Genomic DNA, 17,164 nt, shown 5'->3' with positions numbered 1-17,164 from the left:
ATGATAACTACTGAAAAAAAGAAGAAAAATAAATTCTTGCCTGACTTTGATAAACAGTCGATTTATTCACTTAGATATGATGAAATGCAAGAATGGTTAGTAGACCATGGCCAACAAAAATTTAGAGCTAAGCAAATATTTGAATGGCTATATCAAAAACGTGTAGATAGTATTGATGAAATGACGAATTTATCCAAAGATCTTCGTCAAGTGCTAAAAGATAACTTTGCTATGACCACTTTAACGACTGTTGTAAAACAAGAAAGTAAAGATGGGACCATAAAATTCCTATTTGAATTACAAGATGGTTATACAATTGAAACCGTATTAATGCGCCATGACTATGGTAATTCAGTTTGCGTAACGACTCAGGTTGGATGTCGTATCGGTTGTACGTTCTGTGCTTCTACATTAGGTGGCTTAAAACGTAACTTAGAAGCAGGAGAAATTGTTTCACAAGTTTTAACAGTTCAAAAAGCATTAGATGCGACAGATGAACGTGTATCTCAAATTGTAATTATGGGAATTGGTGAACCTTTTGAGAATTATGATGAAATGATGGATTTCTTACGTATCGTTAATGATGACAATAGTTTAAATATCGGTGCACGTCATATAACAGTGTCAACATCAGGTATTATTCCACGTATTTATGATTTTGCTGAAGAAGATATTCAAATTAACTTTGCCGTAAGTTTGCATGCAGCCAAAGATGACATTCGTTCTAAATTAATGCCAATTAACAGAGCTTACCACGTAGATAAATTAATGGAAGCAATTCAATATTATCAAGAAAAAACAAATCGTCGTGTGACATTTGAATATGGATTATTTGGTGGCGTCAATGATCAATTAGAGCATGCACGTGATTTAGCGCATCTTATTAAAGATCTAAACTGTCATGTTAATTTAATACCAGTAAACCATGTTCCAGAACGTAATTACGTTAAAACACCTAAAGATGATATTTTCAAATTTGAAAAAGAATTAAAACGATTGGGCATAAATGCTACAATTAGAAGAGAACAAGGATCAGATATTGACGCGGCATGTGGACAATTAAGAGCGAAGGAACGACAAGTAGAAACGAGGTAATCACAATGCTAAACGCACAATTTTTCACAGATACTGGACAACATAGAAATAAAAATGAAGATGCAGGAGGTATTTTTTATAACCAAACTCACCAACAATTATTAGTACTATGCGATGGTATGGGTGGTCATAAAGCGGGGGAAATTGCAAGTCAGTTTGTTACGTATGAGCTTCAAAAACGTTTTGAAGCTGAAAATTTTATTGAGTATGAACAAGCCGAAACTTGGTTGCGTTTCAATTTAAAAGAGATTAATCGTGAGCTATTTGAATACGCTCAAACAAATGAATCGTATAAAGGTATGGGTACAACATGTGTTTGTGCCCTTGTATTCGATAAGCACTTGGTTGTGGCAAATATAGGGGACTCTAGAGCATATCTTATTAATTCTAGAGAAATCGAACAAATTACGTATGATCATTCATTTGTTAACCATTTAGTTATGTCAGGTCAAATTACTGAAGAGGAAGCATTCACACACCCACAACGTAATATTATTACTAAAGTGATGGGAACAGATAAACGTGTAAGTCCAGATATATTTACGAAACGATTTAATTATTATGACTTTTTAATGTTGAATTCTGATGGTTTAACAGATTATGTCAGAAGTGAACGTATTCTTGAAGCGTTTAATACGTCGTTATCATTAGAAGAACATGGTGAACAGCTTATTCAATTAGCACTAAACCATGATTCTAAAGACAATATTAGTGTTTTAATAGCAGCTATTGAAGGTGATCATCTATGATTGGAAAGTTAGTTAGTGAACGATATAAGATAGTGGATAAGCTTGGTGGCGGAGGAATGAGTACCGTTTACTTAGCAGAAGATACCATTTTAAATCGTGAAGTGGCGATTAAAGCAATCTCAATTCCTCAGAATGAAAAAGAAGAAACAATGAAACGTTTCGAGCGAGAAGTCAATAATGCAACGCAACTCTCACATGAAAACATTGTTGAAGTGTATGATGTTCAAGAAGATGAAGAGTGCTTCTTTTTAATTATGGAATATATAGATGGACCTACTTTATCTGAATACATACATAGTCATGGTCCTTTAAGTATTGATACAGCAATTGACTTTACCAATCAAATTTTAAAAGGTGTGGCGCAAGCGCATGACAAACTTATCATACATAGAGATATTAAACCTCAAAATATCTTAATTGATAAGAATAAGACACTTAAAATTTTCGATTTTGGAATTGCCAAAGCTTTAAGTGAAACATCTATGACGCAAACAAACCACGTGCTCGGTACTGTACAATACCTTTCACCAGAACAAGCTAAAGGTGAAACTACGAATGAAGCGACAGATATTTATTCCATAGGTATTGTACTTTTTGAAATGTTAGTTGGGGAACCACCTTTTAATGGCGAAACAGCTGTTAGTATAGCGATAAAACATATTCAGGATTCCATACCTAATGTAACCGAGATAAGATCTGATATACCTCAATCCTTAAGTAACGTTGTCCTTAGAGCAACAGAAAAGAAAGCAACGGATCGTTATCAAAGTGTCAATGATATGAAAGAAGACTTAAGTAGTGTACTTGTATCTAGTCGTGCTAATGAAAAAAAGCATTCAATTGAAGAAGATGATACAAATACCGTTGCCATTGATAGACAAGATATCAGAAGTAAAATAAAGGAAGAAAATGAGCAAAAACAAATCGCTCAAACCATGCAAATACCTATTGTCAATGAGCACCATTTCCAAACTAACGAGGCGCAAATTTACGAGCCACCAAAGAAAAAGCGTTCTAAAAAGAAAAAATTTGCCATTGCGTTGATTTTACTGTTATTAGTCGTAAGTTTATTTGGGTTTATTGCGATGGGCATGTTTGGCAGTAAGTATTCAGAAATGCCAGATCTTAAGGGTAAAACTGAAAAAGAAGCAGAAAAAATATTACGTCAATCTCATTTAGAAATTGGCAATATTTCTAGAGACTATAGTGATGACTATCCAGAAAATAAAATCATCGAGACAAAACCGAAACAAGGTGAAAGAGTGAATCAACATGAAAAAGTTGATATCGTGCTTTCAAAAGGACCAGAACGTGCTAAAATGCCGAATGTTATAGGAATGAAAAAAGCTGATGCACTTGATAAATTAAAACAATTTAAACTTGATCATGTAACAGTGAATCAAGAATACAATAATCAAATACCTAAAGGTGCTATCGCCAAACAAAGTGTTAATCCGGATAGTTATGTACGTGTGAATGATCACCAAATCACGTTAACTGAGTCGTTAGGTGTTAAAAAAGTATACGTAAAAAATTATGAACATAAAAATTATAAAACTGCTCAGAAAGAACTTGAAAAAAATGGTCTAAAAGTACAAATAACGACTGAATCAAGTAATAATGAAAAAAAAGATAATATTATTTCACAAAGTCCGAAAAATTCAGAAATTGATGAAGGAAGCACAGTTCAACTGATTGTTTCGAAAGGAAAAGCAACTTCTAAAGACGAAGATAAAGAAGACGAGAAGTCTAATGATTCTAGTAAAGATAAGGACGACGACGCAAAGAAAGTTAAAAATTACACCGAAACATATCATATCCCATATACGGGAGACGATGAAAGTCAAAAAGTTCAAGTTTATATAAGAGATAAAGACAATAGTGGCGCATCTGCGAGTCAAACGTTTAGTATAAAAGGTGATAGAACGATCACGATTCCGCTTAAAATTGAAGAAGGATCTGACGCAGGCTACACCATTAGAGTAGATGGCGATATTATTGCAGATAAAGATATAGATTATTAAAATTCAACCTTTTAGTGAATGAAAGCAATCAAACATTCACTAAAAGGTTTTTTAAATCTTTATAAAAACTATAAAAATATTATGTAAACTTTAAACGTACTCCGCTTTGATAACTTTGACTTTAAACAAATATGTTCTGGATATAATATTCTCTAAGGTTTTGCTATAATAATGAAATATAAATAATGATTAAGAGGTGTCATTTTGGAAACTGGACGTATTATTAAATTAATTAGTGGTGTATATCAAGTAGATGTAGATGGAACTTTATATGATACTAAACCACGTGGTCTTTTCAGAAAAAAGAAGTTTTCACCAATTGTAGGGGACATTGTTGATTTTGAAATTCAAAATACCAATGAAGGTTATATTCATCATGTTCACGATCGTCATAATGCATTGAAACGACCACCAGTTAGTAATATTGACGGCTTAATCATCGTGATGAGCGCTGTAGAACCAGATTTCTCAACACAATTGTTAGATCGTTTTCTAGTTATTGCGCATTCATATGATTTAGAACCGAGTATACTAGTGACTAAAAAGGATTTAGCGTCTGATGATGACATTAAAAAAATTAATGAATGGTTAAATATTTATGAAACTATTGGCTACAATACTCAATTTGTTGGCAAAGATACGTCTAAACAGGAAGTAGTCGCTTCTTGGCCGAAAGGACTTATTGTACTAAGTGGTCAATCAGGTGTTGGTAAGTCGACATTTATAAATGCTTTTAAACCAGAATTAAATTTAGAAACCAATGATATATCAAAATCCCTTAACCGTGGTAAACATACGACGAGACATGTAGAATTATTCGAAAGGGAATCTGGTTTTATTGCAGATACACCAGGCTTTAGTGCATTAGATTTTGATCATATTGAAAAAGATGAATTGAAACACTATTTTATAGATATTCATCACTATGGCGAGGCATGCAAATTTAGAAACTGTAATCATATTAAAGAACCTCATTGTCATGTTAAGCAACAATTGGAGAGTGGTCATTTAGCACAATTTCGCTATGATCATTACATTCAATTATTTAATGAAATTTCAAATAGAAAGGTAAGATATTAATGAAAAAAATCTATCCATCACTTTTATCCGCTGATTTTTTAAATTTAGAAGATGAAATTAAAGCTTTAGAAAAAGCACAAGTTGATGGTTTACACTTTGATGTGATGGACGGTCAATTTGTACCAAATATATCGATTGGTTTGCCGATTCTTGATTCAATTCGAACTGCTACACAATTACCAATTGATGTTCACTTAATGATTGAGCAACCTGAGCAGTATATTAACACCTTTGCTGAACACGGTGCTGACATGATATCGGTGCACGTCGAGTCTACGCAACATATTCATAGAGCGCTTCAAATGATTAAGAATGCTGGTAAAAAAGCAGGCGTTGTCATTAATCCTGGTACACCAGTTGAAGTATTATTACCAGTTCTTGAGATTGTAGATTATGTATTAGTGATGACAGTCAATCCAGGTTTCGGTGGTCAATCATTTATTGAAGCATGCGCATCAAAAGTGAAGTCACTTAGAGATCTAAGACAATCTTTAAATTTAAATTTTGATATTGAAGTTGATGGTGGCATCAATGATGAAACTATCCAATTGTGTGCTGATAATGGAGCAACTATGTTTGTTACAGGTTCTTATTTCTTTAATCAAAAGGATTATAACAAGGTGACACAATTACTGAAAGGCTGATTTTAATATGCGAATCAATTTATTATGTAGTGACCGACATTTACCACCACAAGTATTGAGCACTCAAAAGCATGAACATTGGGGTGGCATTGATAGAGGAACACTGATTCTAGTTAACCATGCCATCACACCGACGTTCTCAATTGGTGACTTTGATTCTGTTTCAGAAGAAGAACGTCAACAACTCAAACATCAGTTGAATATTAAGCCGGTCAAAGCTGAAAAAGATGATACGGATTTAGCATTAGGTGTAGAAGAAGCTGTTCATAGAGGCTTTACGCAAATACATATTTATGGCGCAACTGGTGGTAGATTAGATCATTTTATGGGTGTCATGCAAATATTGCAAAAACCAAAGTATATAGAACGAAATATATCAATTATTGTGGAAGATGATCAAAATGAAATTAAATTATTGAAACAAGGTACCCATAAAATTCAAAAATCACTTCATTTCCCATATGTATCATTTATTCCAGTTACTGAAAATGTTGTTTTATCATTAAAGGGCTTTAAATATAATTTGAATAAGCAACTTCTAGAAAAAGGATCGACACTTACTTTATCTAATGAAGTAAAAGAAGCTGTCGCGGAAATCATTTTACATGACGGACAAGTACTTCAAATGAGAAGTAAGGATGCAAGTTAAAAAAGAACATAAAAAAATGCCTTCACCACATATGAAGGCATTTTTTAGTGCATTATATTTATTAAACTCTAGTAACTTTACCAGATTTTAAAGCACGAGCAGAAACCCAAACTTTTTTAGGTTTTCCGTCAACTAAAATTCTAACTTTTTGAAGGTTAGCATTAAATCTGCGTTTATTCGCATTTAAAGCGTGTGAACGATTATTACCAGTCGATGCTTTACGACCTGTTACGTAACATTGTTTACCCATCAAAGTACCTCCTTTAATAAATATAAATACACTTGACTACTTATATACTTAAATAAGATACCATATATGAATTTTTAAAGCAATGAAATTAAAAGGTATTTCTCTAAAAATGTTTTGAATTTTATAATTTATGGTATAATTGTAAGCTGAGGAGTTATGTAGTACATTTAATTAGGTTATAAAGACTTATTTATGGAAGAATCGGTTAATTTCTACAATGAATTTAATTGTAAATGTTTATAGTTTCGTCATTTTTAAACAAAATTCAGGAGGAATATAAAGATGACAATAGAAATCTCAAATGATTATGGTAAAATCGATATCTCAAATGAAGTCATTGCTTCAGTAGTAGGCAGTAAAGCTGTTGAAAGTTATGGTATTGTTGGTATGGCATCTAGACAACAAGTGCGAGATGGTATTGCCGAAATTTTAGGACATGAAAATTATGCTAGAGGCATTGAAGTCAAAGAAAACAATGGTGTCATTGATATAGATATGTATATTATCGTTAGCTACGGTGTTAAAATCTCAGAGGTAGCTAATAATGTACAATCATCAGTAAAATACACACTAGAAAACTCACTCAATGTAAAAGTGAATTCAATTAATATATTTGTACAAGGTGTAAGACTTAATAATAAGGGCAAGTAGGTATAGGAGGACTTAGCAGGATGATTAGCAAAATTAATGGTAAATTATTTGCCGATATGATAATACAAGGGGCACAAAATTTATCTAATAATGCAGATTTAGTAGATTCTTTAAATGTATACCCTGTGCCAGATGGTGATACAGGTACTAATATGAATCTTACAATTACTTCTGGACGTGAGGAAGTTGAAAATAATTTATCTCAAAGTATTGGTGAATTAGGGAAGACATTCTCTAAAGGATTACTTATGGGTGCACGAGGTAACTCAGGTGTAATTCTTTCTCAATTATTTAGAGGATTCTGTAAAAATATTGAAACTGAAAATGAAATTAATGCACAACAACTTGCTAGTAGTTTCCAAGCAGGTGTTGATACTGCTTATAAAGCTGTAATGAAACCAGTCGAAGGGACAATCTTAACTGTTGCTAAAGATGCAGCCAAGGCAGCGGTTAATAAAGCTGAAGAAACAGATGACTGTGTTGAAGTTATGGAATATACAATTGCAGAAGCTGAAAAGTCATTAAATAATACACCCAATTTACTTGCTGTATTAAAAGAAGTTGGCGTAGTTGATAGTGGTGGTAAAGGGCTATTATGTGTTTATGAAGGTTTCTTAAAAGGTTTAACAGGCCAAACGATTGAAGTGAAAAAAGAAAAATTAAACACAGAAGAGTTAGTGCATGAAGAGCATGACTTTCATGGCGTAATTAACACTGAAGACATTAAGTATGGCTATTGTACTGAAATGATGGTACGTTTTGGAAAAGATAAAAGAGAATTTGATGAGCAAACATTTAGAACAGATATGAGTCATTTTGGTGATTCATTACTCGTTATTAATGACGATGAAATTGTAAAAGTCCATGTACATACTGAAACACCAGGTGATGTGTTTAACTATGGTCAAGAGTATGGTGAGCTTATTAAATTAAAAGTTGAAAATATGCGTGAACAACATCGTGAAGTCATTAGAAAAGAAAAGCAAAATCATCAATCAGACCAACAAGAAGAATCAAAAACAGTTGAAACAGCAATTATTGCTATTTCTATGGGTGATGGTATTTCAGAATTATTTACATCTATGGGTGCGACACATATTATAAGCGGTGGACAAACAATGAATCCATCTACTGAAGACATTGTAAAGGTCATTGAACAATCTCAATGTAAACGTGCCATTATTTTACCAAATAATAAAAATATAAGAATGTCGAGTGATCAAGCTGCAACTTTAGTTGAAGCAGATACAGTTGTAATTCCTACAACATCTATTCCACAAGGTATTGCGGCCTTGTTCCAATACGATCCATCATCATCACTTGAAGATAATCAATCTCACATGACAACAGCTTTAGATAGTGTGAAATCAGGCTCAGTAACATTTGCTGTTCGTGACACTAAAATTGATGGCGTAGAGATTAAAAAAGGCGAATTCATGGGATTATCTGAAAGTAAAATTGTGACAAGTAATGATGATGAATTTGCGACAATCACAGGTTTACTTAAAGCGATGCTAAATGAAGATAGTGAAATCTTAACTATTATCGCTGGTGAGGATGCAAATACTGAAACCTCAGATAAATTAGTAGAGTGGGTTGAAAGCGAATATCCAGACGTTGAAGTAGAAGAACATAACGGTGGCCAACCTATCTATCAATATTTATTCTCAGTCGAATAAATATCAATTGAAAAGCTATGAAGGGTCGTGGACATAAAGTTCCTGGATGAGTAAATTAAGACAATTTCTATTGAAATAATATAGAAATTGTCTTTTTTTATATTTTTTTGATTATTTTCAGCTCGTTGAGTTGTTACTTTTATTATATTAAGCGTTATTCATATAAAACCAAGTTCTCTTTTGACTTTATTTATCCCTTGGACAGACATCTGAGTGAAACTTAAGATCGCCTTCATAAATCCAAAAGTCAGCACCACATCAATTTTGCTTTGACTGTAGATGATTATCGTTTCTAGTTCTGAAAGCTTTTTGTTAATTTGGGATTTAAAATACTCCCAGTTATAATTCTTCATTATTTTTATTTGTTTTTGAATTGAAGTTTATACATTGATTTTTCTGAGAACATTCTAAACAAACATCACATTCATATAATTTTAAGTCACATTTAAAACCATACTTATCATAGCGATAGGGATACCGTTTAAAACATAAAATAGTTCATATATACATGTGTTTAATGATTACAAAAAATATAAATATTAAAATATTAAAATTTTAATAGTATTTTTAATGTGTATTAGTATAAAATATATGTATATTAAACAATAGGAGTATGCACATGGGAAATATACTTTTAGTAGTTATTGGTCTTAGTATCATATGTTTTATATTAATGCTTTTTAAAAAGAAACCAATTGCTGTTACAGCTTTGGCGGTTTTAATCACAACATCATCTACACTTATAGCAATGCCACTCAATAGAGTTAATGCACAAAGTAGTGCACTTACTAAAGAGAAAGTTAAATTTGTTAAAGGTATTGATGGAGACACTGTTCAATTACTTTATAAAGGGAAGAAATCAACCTTTAGATTATTGTTGATTGATACACCTGAAACTAAGGATCCACGAAAGCCTGTTCAAAAATATGGTCCGGAAGCTAGTCAATTTACAACACGAATGTTGGCTAATGCGCGTACGGTACAAGTTCAATTTGATCGTGGTCAACGAACAGATAAATATGGTCGTTATTTAGCATACGTTTATGCAGATGGTAGAATGGTTAATGAAGCGGTTGTTAGACAAGGATTAGCTAGAGTGACTTATATCTATCCGCCGAACAATACATTTGAACAAATGTTAAAGGTAAGACAATCCAAAGCACAAGCTGAAAAGCTAAATATATGGTCTACAACCACGTCGAACACGAAAGCTAAGACGGGTCAAACATCATCTACAAAAGCATCTGTAAAATCATCAACTAAACCGAAAACATCAACCTCGTCAACTTCAAAGACAACGAAAAAGCAATCAACAGAAAATTATAAAAATTGTACTTTATTGAGAAAGAAATATCCAAATGGTGTGAAAAAGGGTCATCCTGCTTATCAAACAAAGTTTGACCGCGATAAAGATGGATGGGCATGTGAACGTTAAACATGTATCGTTCAGTGAATTAGAGTGAGGCTTGGACATAAATAATATAATAAATCTATTTTGCAAATTCGCAGTAGCTGACTGTACTGAGAAGACGCTTAAAGCAAGCTGGGGGTGGGACGACGAATTCAAAAAGAATTCTGTCCCACTCCCGCCTTTTTAAATATCAAAGGTTTAACAATCAATTATTCTGCTTAATCATGATAAAATAAATATTAATATTATAAATACTAGGTGAGAAGTTATGTCTAAAGTCAATTTAATAGAAAGTCCATATCCGCTTCAAAAGATTAAAGGGCTAGGACCAAAACGAATTGCTTTATTGCAAGAACTCAATATTAATACGGTAGAAGACTTGGTGCTTTATTTACCGAGTCGCTATGAAGATAATACAGTTGTAGACTTAAATATGGCTGAAGATCAATCTACAGTGACAGTTGTTGGAGAAGTTTATTCTATGCCGACGGTTGCTTTTTTCGGAAGAAATAAATCGAAGTTAACAGTCCATTTAATGGTGGACAATATCGCAGTTAAATGTGTCTTCTTTAATCAACCATACTTAAAAAAGAAAATTGAACTTCATGGTACGGTAACTGTTAAAGGAAAATGGAATAGTGCGAAACAAGAAATTAACGGAAATCGTATGTTCTTTAATGCACAGTCTCAAGATGCATCTGAAGTTAAATTAGAACCTGTGTATCGTATCAAAGAGGGCATTAAACAAAAGCAAATGCGAGATATGATTTATCAAACGTTAGATGATGTTACGATACATGAATGGTTGACAGATGAATTAAGACAGAAGTATAAATTAGAATCTTTATCTGATACCATACATGCACTGCACCATCCTAAAGATCGCCATGACTTATTACGTGCTAGACGGACGTATGCCTTTACCGAATTATTCATGTTTGAATTACGAATGCAATGGTTGAATCGTCTAGAGAAGACATCGGACAAAGCCATTGAAATCAACTATGACATCCAAAAGGTAAAAGCGTTTATAGAAACATTACCTTTTGAGTTAACGGATGCGCAAAAAAAGAGTGTGAACGAAATCTTTAGAGATTTGAAAGCACCGATTCGCATGCATCGATTATTGCAAGGTGATGTAGGTTCAGGGAAGACAGTTGTTGCAGCTATTTGTATGTATGCGTTAAAAACAGCTGGATATCAGTCTGCGCTAATGGTTCCTACTGAAATTCTAGCGGAGCAACACGCAAATAGTTTAACTGAGTTATTTGGAGACTATATGAACGTCGCATTATTAACTGGATCCGTTAAAGGTAAAAAAAGAAAAGTCCTCTTAGAACAATTAGAGAATGGCACCATTGATTGTCTAATAGGTACACATGCGCTTATACAAGATGATGTAGCATTTCAAAATGTAGGACTGGTTATTACCGATGAACAACACCGTTTTGGGGTCAATCAACGTCAACTGTTAAGAGAAAAAGGAGCGATGACGAACGTCCTCTTCATGACAGCGACACCGATTCCTAGAACCCTAGCTATTTCAGTATTTGGTGAAATGGATGTTTCATCTATTAAACAGTTACCCAAAGGGCGTAAACCGATTATTACGAACTGGGCAAAACACGAGCAATACGAACAAGTGCTGTCTCAAATGACAACGGAACTTAAAAAAGGTCGTCAAGCTTATGTGATTTGTCCGCTCATTGAAAGTTCGGAACATTTAGATGATGTACAAAACGTAGTTGAGTTGTACGACTCACTTCAAGCCTATTATGGAGAGGGGAGTGTCGGTTTATTACATGGCAAAATGTCGGCTGAAGAGAAAGATGAAGTTATGACGCGTTTTAGTCAACATGATATAGACATTCTTGTCTCTACAACTGTAGTAGAAGTTGGTGTCAATGTACCGAACGCAACGTTTATGATGATTTATGATGCAGATCGATTTGGACTATCTACTTTACATCAGCTAAGAGGTCGTGTTGGACGAAGCGAACATCAAAGTTATTGCGTACTTATTGCGTCACCTAAGACGGAAACAGGAATAGAACGAATGACTATAATGACGCAAACAACGGATGGTTTTGAGTTGAGTGAACGTGATTTAGAAATGCGTGGACCCGGAGATTTCTTTGGCGTTAAACAAAGTGGTTTACCGGATTTCATGGTAGCGAATATTGTGGAAGATTATCGAATGCTTGAAGTCGCTCGAGATGAAGCGGCAGAGTTGATTCAATCGGGAGAATTCTTTACAGAAACATATCAACATTTACGTGATTTTATTGATCAGAATTTACTACATATGAGTTTTGATTAGTGTTTAAAGGTAATTATTTTTAAAAAGTAAAATATAGCACTATGATATTTGTTGAGCTTATTAAACGGAAAGTGTTATGATATGTGAGGAATGTTTAAGACTTGGTACTAATTTCGCATTTAAAGGGGGATATGTATGAAATTAAAAAAAGCAGAACGTCGTGAGGCGATTCAAAAAGCAATTGAGCAAAACCCCTTTATTACGGATAGTGAATTATGTGAACAGTTTGAAGTAAGTATTCAAACGATACGTTTAGATAGAACAAATCTAAATATTCCAGAACTACGTAAGCGTATTAAAATAGTAGCTGAGCAAAACTATGAACAAATTCGTGCGCTTGAAGCAAATGAAGTGGTTGGAGATTTAATTCAAGTTGAACCAGACATAACTGCACAATCACTCATTGAAATCACTGAAGAATCAGTCTTTGCAAAGACACAGATTGCACGAGGTCATGTTTTATTTGCTCAAGCGAATTCGCTTTGTGTCGCTCTAATACATAAATCAACCGTATTAACACAAGAAAGTAATGTCGCTTTTATCGAGAAAGTAAAACTGGATGACACTGTAAGAGCTGAAGCACGCGTTGTTAATAAAACAGCGCAGCATTATATTATTGAAGTGAATTCATATGTAAGAGATACATTGGTGTTTAAAGGAACGTTTAAAATGTTTTATATAAGCGAGGATGAATAACATGGTTAAGATTGCTATTGATATGATGGGCGGAGATGACGCGCCTGGTATCGTGTTAGAGGCTGTTGAAAAAGCAGTAAATGATTTTAAAGATTTAGAAATAATTTTATTTGGAGATAAAAACCAATATACACTCAATCATGAACGAATTGAATTTAGACATTGTTCTGAAAAAATAGAGATGGAAGACGAACCAGTGAGAGCGATTAAACGTAAAAAAGATAGCTCAATGGTCAGAATGGCGGAAGCAGTGAAAAATGGCGAAGCGGACGGATGTGTTTCTGCAGGTAATACAGGCGCACTTATGTCAGCTGGATTGTTTATTGTCGGACGTATTAAAGGTGTTGCCAGACCAGCCCTTGTAGTAACATTACCAACAATTGATGGTAAAGGTTTTGTATTTTTAGATGTTGGTGCCAATGCTGATGCAAAACCTGAACATTTATTACAGTATGCGCAACTTGGTAATATCTACGCTAAAAAAATTCGAGGCATTCAAAACCCTAAGGTCTCATTATTAAACATCGGTACAGAACCAGCTAAAGGTAATACATTGACTAAAAAAGCATATCAATTACTAAAAGATGATCAAAGCTTTAATTTTGATGGTAACATTGAAGCTAAAACATTAATGGAAGGTAACACTGACGTTGTTGTAACTGATGGCTACACTGGGAATATGGTGCTAAAAAATATCGAAGGTACTGCAAAATCCATTGGTAAAATGTTGAAAGAAACATTTTTAGGAAGTTTAAAAAACAAACTTGCTGCATTAGTGTTAAAAAAGGACTTAGACACATTTACTAAAAAAATGGATTATGCAGAATACGGTGGTTCGGTATTATTAGGTCTAGATGGTACAGTTGTTAAAGCACATGGTGGTTCTAATGCTCGCGCGTTTTATTCTGCAATCCGACAAGCTAAAATTGCCGGTGATGAGAAAATTGTCGAAATTATGAGAGAGACGGTAGGTGAAAAGGATGAGTAAAGTAGCAATTATTTTCCCGGGTCAAGGTGCACAAAAAGTTGGTATGGCTAGCGATTTATATAATGAAGATACAAAAGCAACAGAGATTCTAAACATAGCACAAGAAGCCGTAGACTTCGATTTATTAGAAACAATGTTTACGGATAGTGACAACAAATTAGGCGAAACTGAACATACACAACCAGCTTTATTAACACATAGCATCGCCTTATATCGTGCCTTAAATTCTATTAATGCTGACTACACGATGGGACATAGTCTAGGTGAATACTCTAGTTTAGTCGCTGCAGGCGTATTAAAGTTTGAGGATGCAGTTAAGATTGTTCGTAAACGTGGTCAACTCATGGCTCAAGCTTTTCCAAATGGTGTAGGTAGTATGGCAGCTGTATTAGGTTTAAGCTATGAAGAAGTAGATAAAATTTGCAAAGACTTATCAACATCTGAAGAACTGATTGAACCTGCGAATATTAACTGCCCTGGACAAATTGTAGTGTCAGGTCATAAATCACTCATTGATAAATTAGTTGAAGAAGGTAAATCATTAGGCGCTAAACGTGTCTTGCCTTTAGCAGTTTCTGGCCCATTCCATTCGTCAATGATGCAAGTGATTGAAAAAGACTTCGAGTCGTATATTAATCAATTTGAGTGGCATGATGCAGCATTCCCTATTGTGCAAAATGTCAATGCGCAAGGTGAAACGGACGCAACAACTATTAAGCAAAATATGATTAAGCAATTATATTCACCAGTTGAATTTATCAATTCTGCAGAATGGTTAATTGAACAAGGCGTCGATCATTTTATAGAAATTGGTCCAGGCAAAGTGTTATCCGGTTTAATTAAGAAAATCAATCGTGATGTTAAATTAACATCAATTCAAACATTAGAAGATGTGAAAGGTTGGAATAATCATGACGAATAAAAATGCATTAGTAACTGGTGCTTCAAGAGGTATAGGTCGTAGTATCGCATTACAATTAGCTGAAGATGGTTTCAATGTAGCTGTTAACTATGCTGGTAATAAAGAAAAGGCTGAAGCGGTTGTGTCTGAAATTAAAGCAAAAGGCGTTGAAAGTTTTGCAATTCAAGCTAATGTAGCTGAAGGCGACGAAGTTAAAGCGATGATTAAAGAAGTCGTTAGTCAATTTGGTTCATTAGATGTACTTGTAAATAATGCTGGTATCACGCGTGATAATTTGTTAATGCGTATGAAAGAGCATGAATGGGATGATGTAATTAATACAAACTTAAAAGGCACTTTCAATTGCATTCAAAAGGCGACGCCACAAATGCTTCGTCAACGTGGTGGTGCAATTATTAACTTATCAAGTATAGTTGGTGCAATGGGTAATCCAGGTCAAGCAAACTATGTCGCTACGAAAGCAGGTATAGAAGGATTAACTAAATCAAGTGCACGTGAACTTGCATCACGTGGTATTACTGTAAATGCTGTAGCACCAGGATTTATCGTTTCAGATATGACAGATGCACTTAGTGATGAATTAAAAGCACAAATGTTAGAACAAATTCCATTATCTCGATTTGGTCAAGATACAGATATAGCGAATACAGTTGCATTTTTAGCATCTGATAGAGCAAAATACATTACTGGCCAAACCATTCATGTTAATGGTGGTATGTACATGTAATCATCTAAAGTTAGTTAGTTGAAATAAGTTTTATTTCGATAACACTTTGATGAGAAATCGCTTTGTTAAACAAAATACTATTTATAATGAGTATTTAAGAAATGCTTGTATTTTACCCATTAAAATGGGAAAATATAATAGTCTATGGATAGACACTTTCAAAGGAGGTGAATCGACGTGGAAAACTTCGATAAAGTAAAAGATATCATCGTTGACCGTTTAGGTGTAGATGCTGACAAAGTAACTGAAGACGCATCATTCAAAGATGATTTAGGCGCTGACTCACTTGATATCGCTGAATTAGTGATGGAATTAGAAGATGAATTTGGTACTGAAATTCCTGATGAAGAAGCTGAAAAAATCAACACTGTTGGTGATGCAGTTAAATACATCAATAGTCTTGAAAAATAAAAAACTTACATCTGAGTCGTCTACAAGATGGCTCAGATTTTTTTCTTAAGAATCAAACAAAGCATAAATATATGGGAGGTTCTAATGTGACTAATCCAAAAAAAATAGAAATGGTTAATGATTTTCAACAACAGTTTGCGAAGAAAATGAATGAATTAGGATTTACATATTCAAATATCGAGTTATATCAACAAGCATTTTCTCATTCAAGTTTTATCAATGACTTTAATATGGATCGTTTAGCGCATAATGAGCGACTCGAATTTTTAGGCGATGCGGTATTAGAATTGACGGTATCACGCTACCTTTTTGATAAACATCCAGATCTTCCTGAAGGTAACTTAACAAAAATGCGTGCAACAATTGTATGTGAGCCCTCACTTGTAATATTTGCTAATAAAATCGAGCTAAATCAACTCATCCTATTAGGTAAAGGTGAAGAAAAAACGGGTGGAAGAACGCGCCCTTCACTTGTGTCTGACGCATTTGAAGCCTTTGTTGGGGCTTTATATCTCGATCAAGGATTAGATGTCGTATGGCAATTTGCTGAGAAAGTCATTTTCCCATATGTAGAAGATGATGAATTAGTTGGTGTTGTCGACTTTAAAACACAATTTCAAGAGTATGTTCACAGTCAAAATCGTGGAGATGTAACTTATCGATTAATTAAGGAAGAAGGCCCAGCGCATCATCGTTTATTTACATCGGAAGTTATTTTGGAAAATAATGCAGTTGCAACAGGTCAAGGTAAAACTAAAAAAGAATCTGAACAAAAAGCAGCAGAGCGTGCTTACTCAGAACTTAAGAATAATAGCAGTGTTTAAGATGACCAATCATCTTTAAAATATTGTCCTCCTCTCAACTAGAA

The 17,164-nt window shown here is 33.9% G+C and carries 17 protein-coding genes and 1 pseudogene; 16 read left to right on the top strand and 2 right to left on the bottom strand.

Annotated features, from left to right (window positions below; genetic code table 11):
- The 6 genes from rlmN to JVV30_RS00525 all read left to right on the top strand — a co-directional run bounded on the left by rlmN (position 1) and on the right by JVV30_RS00525 (position 6,241).
- A complete protein-coding gene (rlmN, locus tag JVV30_RS00550; RefSeq protein ID WP_053029227.1) occupies positions 1-1,095 on the top strand; it encodes a dual-specificity RNA methyltransferase RlmN in 1,095 nt (364 codons plus the stop codon).
- Positions 1,096-1,100: 5 nt separating this feature from the next.
- Positions 1,101-1,844: a Stp1/IreP family PP2C-type Ser/Thr phosphatase gene (locus tag JVV30_RS00545; protein WP_053029229.1), complete on the top strand. Its 744-nt coding sequence runs from the start codon at positions 1,101-1,103 to the stop codon at positions 1,842-1,844.
- Positions 1,841-3,868 (top strand): Stk1 family PASTA domain-containing Ser/Thr kinase, encoded by a 2,028-nt coding sequence (pknB, locus tag JVV30_RS00540; protein ID WP_070855486.1) that lies wholly within the window; start codon positions 1,841-1,843, stop codon positions 3,866-3,868. The genes JVV30_RS00545 and pknB overlap by 4 nt, the downstream gene beginning before the upstream one ends.
- A 204-nt stretch (positions 3,869-4,072) precedes the next feature.
- A complete protein-coding gene (rsgA, locus tag JVV30_RS00535; RefSeq protein ID WP_070855488.1) occupies positions 4,073-4,948 on the top strand; it encodes a ribosome small subunit-dependent GTPase A in 876 nt (291 codons plus the stop codon).
- Positions 4,948-5,592, top strand: coding sequence for a ribulose-phosphate 3-epimerase (rpe, locus tag JVV30_RS00530; protein WP_070855490.1), 645 nt, complete (start codon positions 4,948-4,950; stop codon positions 5,590-5,592). The genes rsgA and rpe overlap by 1 nt, the downstream gene beginning before the upstream one ends.
- Before the next feature lie 7 nt (positions 5,593-5,599).
- The gene (locus tag JVV30_RS00525) at positions 5,600-6,241 is read left to right on the top strand and encodes a thiamine diphosphokinase (protein WP_204192921.1); all 642 of its coding nucleotides are present in this window, start codon (positions 5,600-5,602) and stop codon (positions 6,239-6,241) included.
- Between the two features lie 61 nt (positions 6,242-6,302).
- Here the strand turns inward: JVV30_RS00525 and rpmB are convergent, their stop codons facing one another.
- A complete protein-coding gene (rpmB, locus tag JVV30_RS00520) occupies positions 6,303-6,491 on the bottom strand; it encodes a 50S ribosomal protein L28 (protein WP_011275976.1) in 189 nt (62 codons plus the stop codon).
- A 282-nt stretch (positions 6,492-6,773) separates the two neighbouring features.
- On the opposite strand from rpmB, the gene JVV30_RS00515 reads away from it, so the two are divergent.
- Together JVV30_RS00515 and fakA are read left to right on the top strand one after the other, a co-directional pair.
- Positions 6,774-7,142, top strand: coding sequence for an Asp23/Gls24 family envelope stress response protein (locus JVV30_RS00515; RefSeq protein ID WP_011275975.1), 369 nt, complete (start codon positions 6,774-6,776; stop codon positions 7,140-7,142).
- A gap of 20 nt (positions 7,143-7,162) precedes the next feature.
- On the top strand, positions 7,163-8,821 hold the full coding sequence (fakA, locus tag JVV30_RS00510) for a fatty acid kinase catalytic subunit FakA (protein WP_070855494.1): 1,659 nt from the start codon (positions 7,163-7,165) through the stop codon (positions 8,819-8,821).
- Here the strand turns inward: fakA and JVV30_RS00505 are convergent.
- Positions 8,797-9,313, bottom strand: a pseudogene (locus tag JVV30_RS00505) (transposase); the annotation flags it as partial. The gene fakA and the pseudogene JVV30_RS00505 overlap by 25 nt on opposite strands.
- A gap of 127 nt (positions 9,314-9,440) precedes the next feature.
- Here JVV30_RS00505 and JVV30_RS13150 point away from each other — a divergent pair.
- The 8 genes from JVV30_RS13150 to rnc all read left to right on the top strand — a co-directional run bounded on the left by JVV30_RS13150 (position 9,441) and on the right by rnc (position 17,120).
- A complete protein-coding gene (locus JVV30_RS13150) occupies positions 9,441-10,256 on the top strand; it encodes a thermonuclease family protein (RefSeq protein WP_204192919.1) in 816 nt (271 codons plus the stop codon).
- A 244-nt stretch (positions 10,257-10,500) separates the two neighbouring features.
- Positions 10,501-12,552, top strand: coding sequence for an ATP-dependent DNA helicase RecG (gene recG, locus JVV30_RS00495; protein ID WP_070855498.1), 2,052 nt, complete (start codon positions 10,501-10,503; stop codon positions 12,550-12,552).
- Positions 12,553-12,687: 135 nt separating this feature from the next.
- Positions 12,688-13,248, top strand: coding sequence for a transcription factor FapR (fapR, locus tag JVV30_RS00490; RefSeq protein ID WP_070855501.1), 561 nt, complete (start codon positions 12,688-12,690; stop codon positions 13,246-13,248).
- A gap of 1 nt (position 13,249) precedes the next feature.
- Complete coding sequence (gene plsX, locus JVV30_RS00485) at positions 13,250-14,236, top strand: phosphate acyltransferase PlsX (protein WP_053029247.1); 987 nt, start codon at positions 13,250-13,252, stop codon at positions 14,234-14,236.
- Complete coding sequence (gene fabD, locus JVV30_RS00480; RefSeq protein ID WP_070855502.1) at positions 14,229-15,158, top strand: ACP S-malonyltransferase; 930 nt, start codon at positions 14,229-14,231, stop codon at positions 15,156-15,158. The genes plsX and fabD overlap by 8 nt, the downstream gene beginning before the upstream one ends.
- Positions 15,148-15,885: a 3-oxoacyl-[acyl-carrier-protein] reductase gene (fabG, locus tag JVV30_RS00475; RefSeq protein WP_053029252.1), complete on the top strand. Its 738-nt coding sequence runs from the start codon at positions 15,148-15,150 to the stop codon at positions 15,883-15,885. Before fabD ends, fabG begins: the two co-directional genes overlap by 11 nt.
- A gap of 177 nt (positions 15,886-16,062) precedes the next feature.
- Complete coding sequence (locus tag JVV30_RS00470) at positions 16,063-16,296, top strand: acyl carrier protein (protein ID WP_001830184.1); 234 nt, start codon at positions 16,063-16,065, stop codon at positions 16,294-16,296.
- 71 nt (positions 16,297-16,367) lie between these two features.
- Entirely contained in the window at positions 16,368-17,120 is a 753-nt protein-coding gene (gene rnc / locus JVV30_RS00465; RefSeq protein ID WP_306431568.1) for a ribonuclease III, read from the top strand.
- The last annotated feature ends 44 nt before the right edge of the window (positions 17,121-17,164 follow it).

The sequence above is a fragment of the Staphylococcus sp. GDY8P47P genome (assembly GCF_016892225.1).
Lineage (GTDB): Bacteria > Bacillota > Bacilli > Staphylococcales > Staphylococcaceae > Staphylococcus > Staphylococcus borealis.
The sequence above is the reverse complement of the archived record's forward strand: the minus strand, read 5'-3'. Positions and strand labels throughout refer to the sequence as shown.

Coding starts and splice junctions, on each gene's coding strand:
- rlmN (WP_053029227.1), top strand. CDS start 1: ATGATAACTACTGAAAAAAAGAAGAAAAATAAATTCTTGCCTGACTTT.
- JVV30_RS00545 (WP_053029229.1), top strand. CDS start 1,101: ATGCTAAACGCACAATTTTTCACAGATACTGGACAACATAGAAATAAA.
- pknB (WP_070855486.1), top strand. CDS start 1,841: ATGATTGGAAAGTTAGTTAGTGAACGATATAAGATAGTGGATAAGCTT.
- rpe (WP_070855490.1), top strand. CDS start 4,948: ATGAAAAAAATCTATCCATCACTTTTATCCGCTGATTTTTTAAATTTA.
- JVV30_RS00525 (WP_204192921.1), top strand. CDS start 5,600: ATGCGAATCAATTTATTATGTAGTGACCGACATTTACCACCACAAGTA.
- rpmB (WP_011275976.1), bottom strand. CDS start 6,491: ATGGGTAAACAATGTTACGTAACAGGTCGTAAAGCATCGACTGGTAAT.
- JVV30_RS00515 (WP_011275975.1), top strand. CDS start 6,774: ATGACAATAGAAATCTCAAATGATTATGGTAAAATCGATATCTCAAAT.
- fakA (WP_070855494.1), top strand. CDS start 7,163: ATGATTAGCAAAATTAATGGTAAATTATTTGCCGATATGATAATACAA.
- JVV30_RS13150 (WP_204192919.1), top strand. CDS start 9,441: ATGGGAAATATACTTTTAGTAGTTATTGGTCTTAGTATCATATGTTTT.
- recG (WP_070855498.1), top strand. CDS start 10,501: ATGTCTAAAGTCAATTTAATAGAAAGTCCATATCCGCTTCAAAAGATT.
- fapR (WP_070855501.1), top strand. CDS start 12,688: ATGAAATTAAAAAAAGCAGAACGTCGTGAGGCGATTCAAAAAGCAATT.
- plsX (WP_053029247.1), top strand. CDS start 13,250: ATGGTTAAGATTGCTATTGATATGATGGGCGGAGATGACGCGCCTGGT.
- fabD (WP_070855502.1), top strand. CDS start 14,229: ATGAGTAAAGTAGCAATTATTTTCCCGGGTCAAGGTGCACAAAAAGTT.
- fabG (WP_053029252.1), top strand. CDS start 15,148: ATGACGAATAAAAATGCATTAGTAACTGGTGCTTCAAGAGGTATAGGT.
- rnc (WP_306431568.1), top strand. CDS start 16,368: ATGGGAGGTTCTAATGTGACTAATCCAAAAAAAATAGAAATGGTTAAT.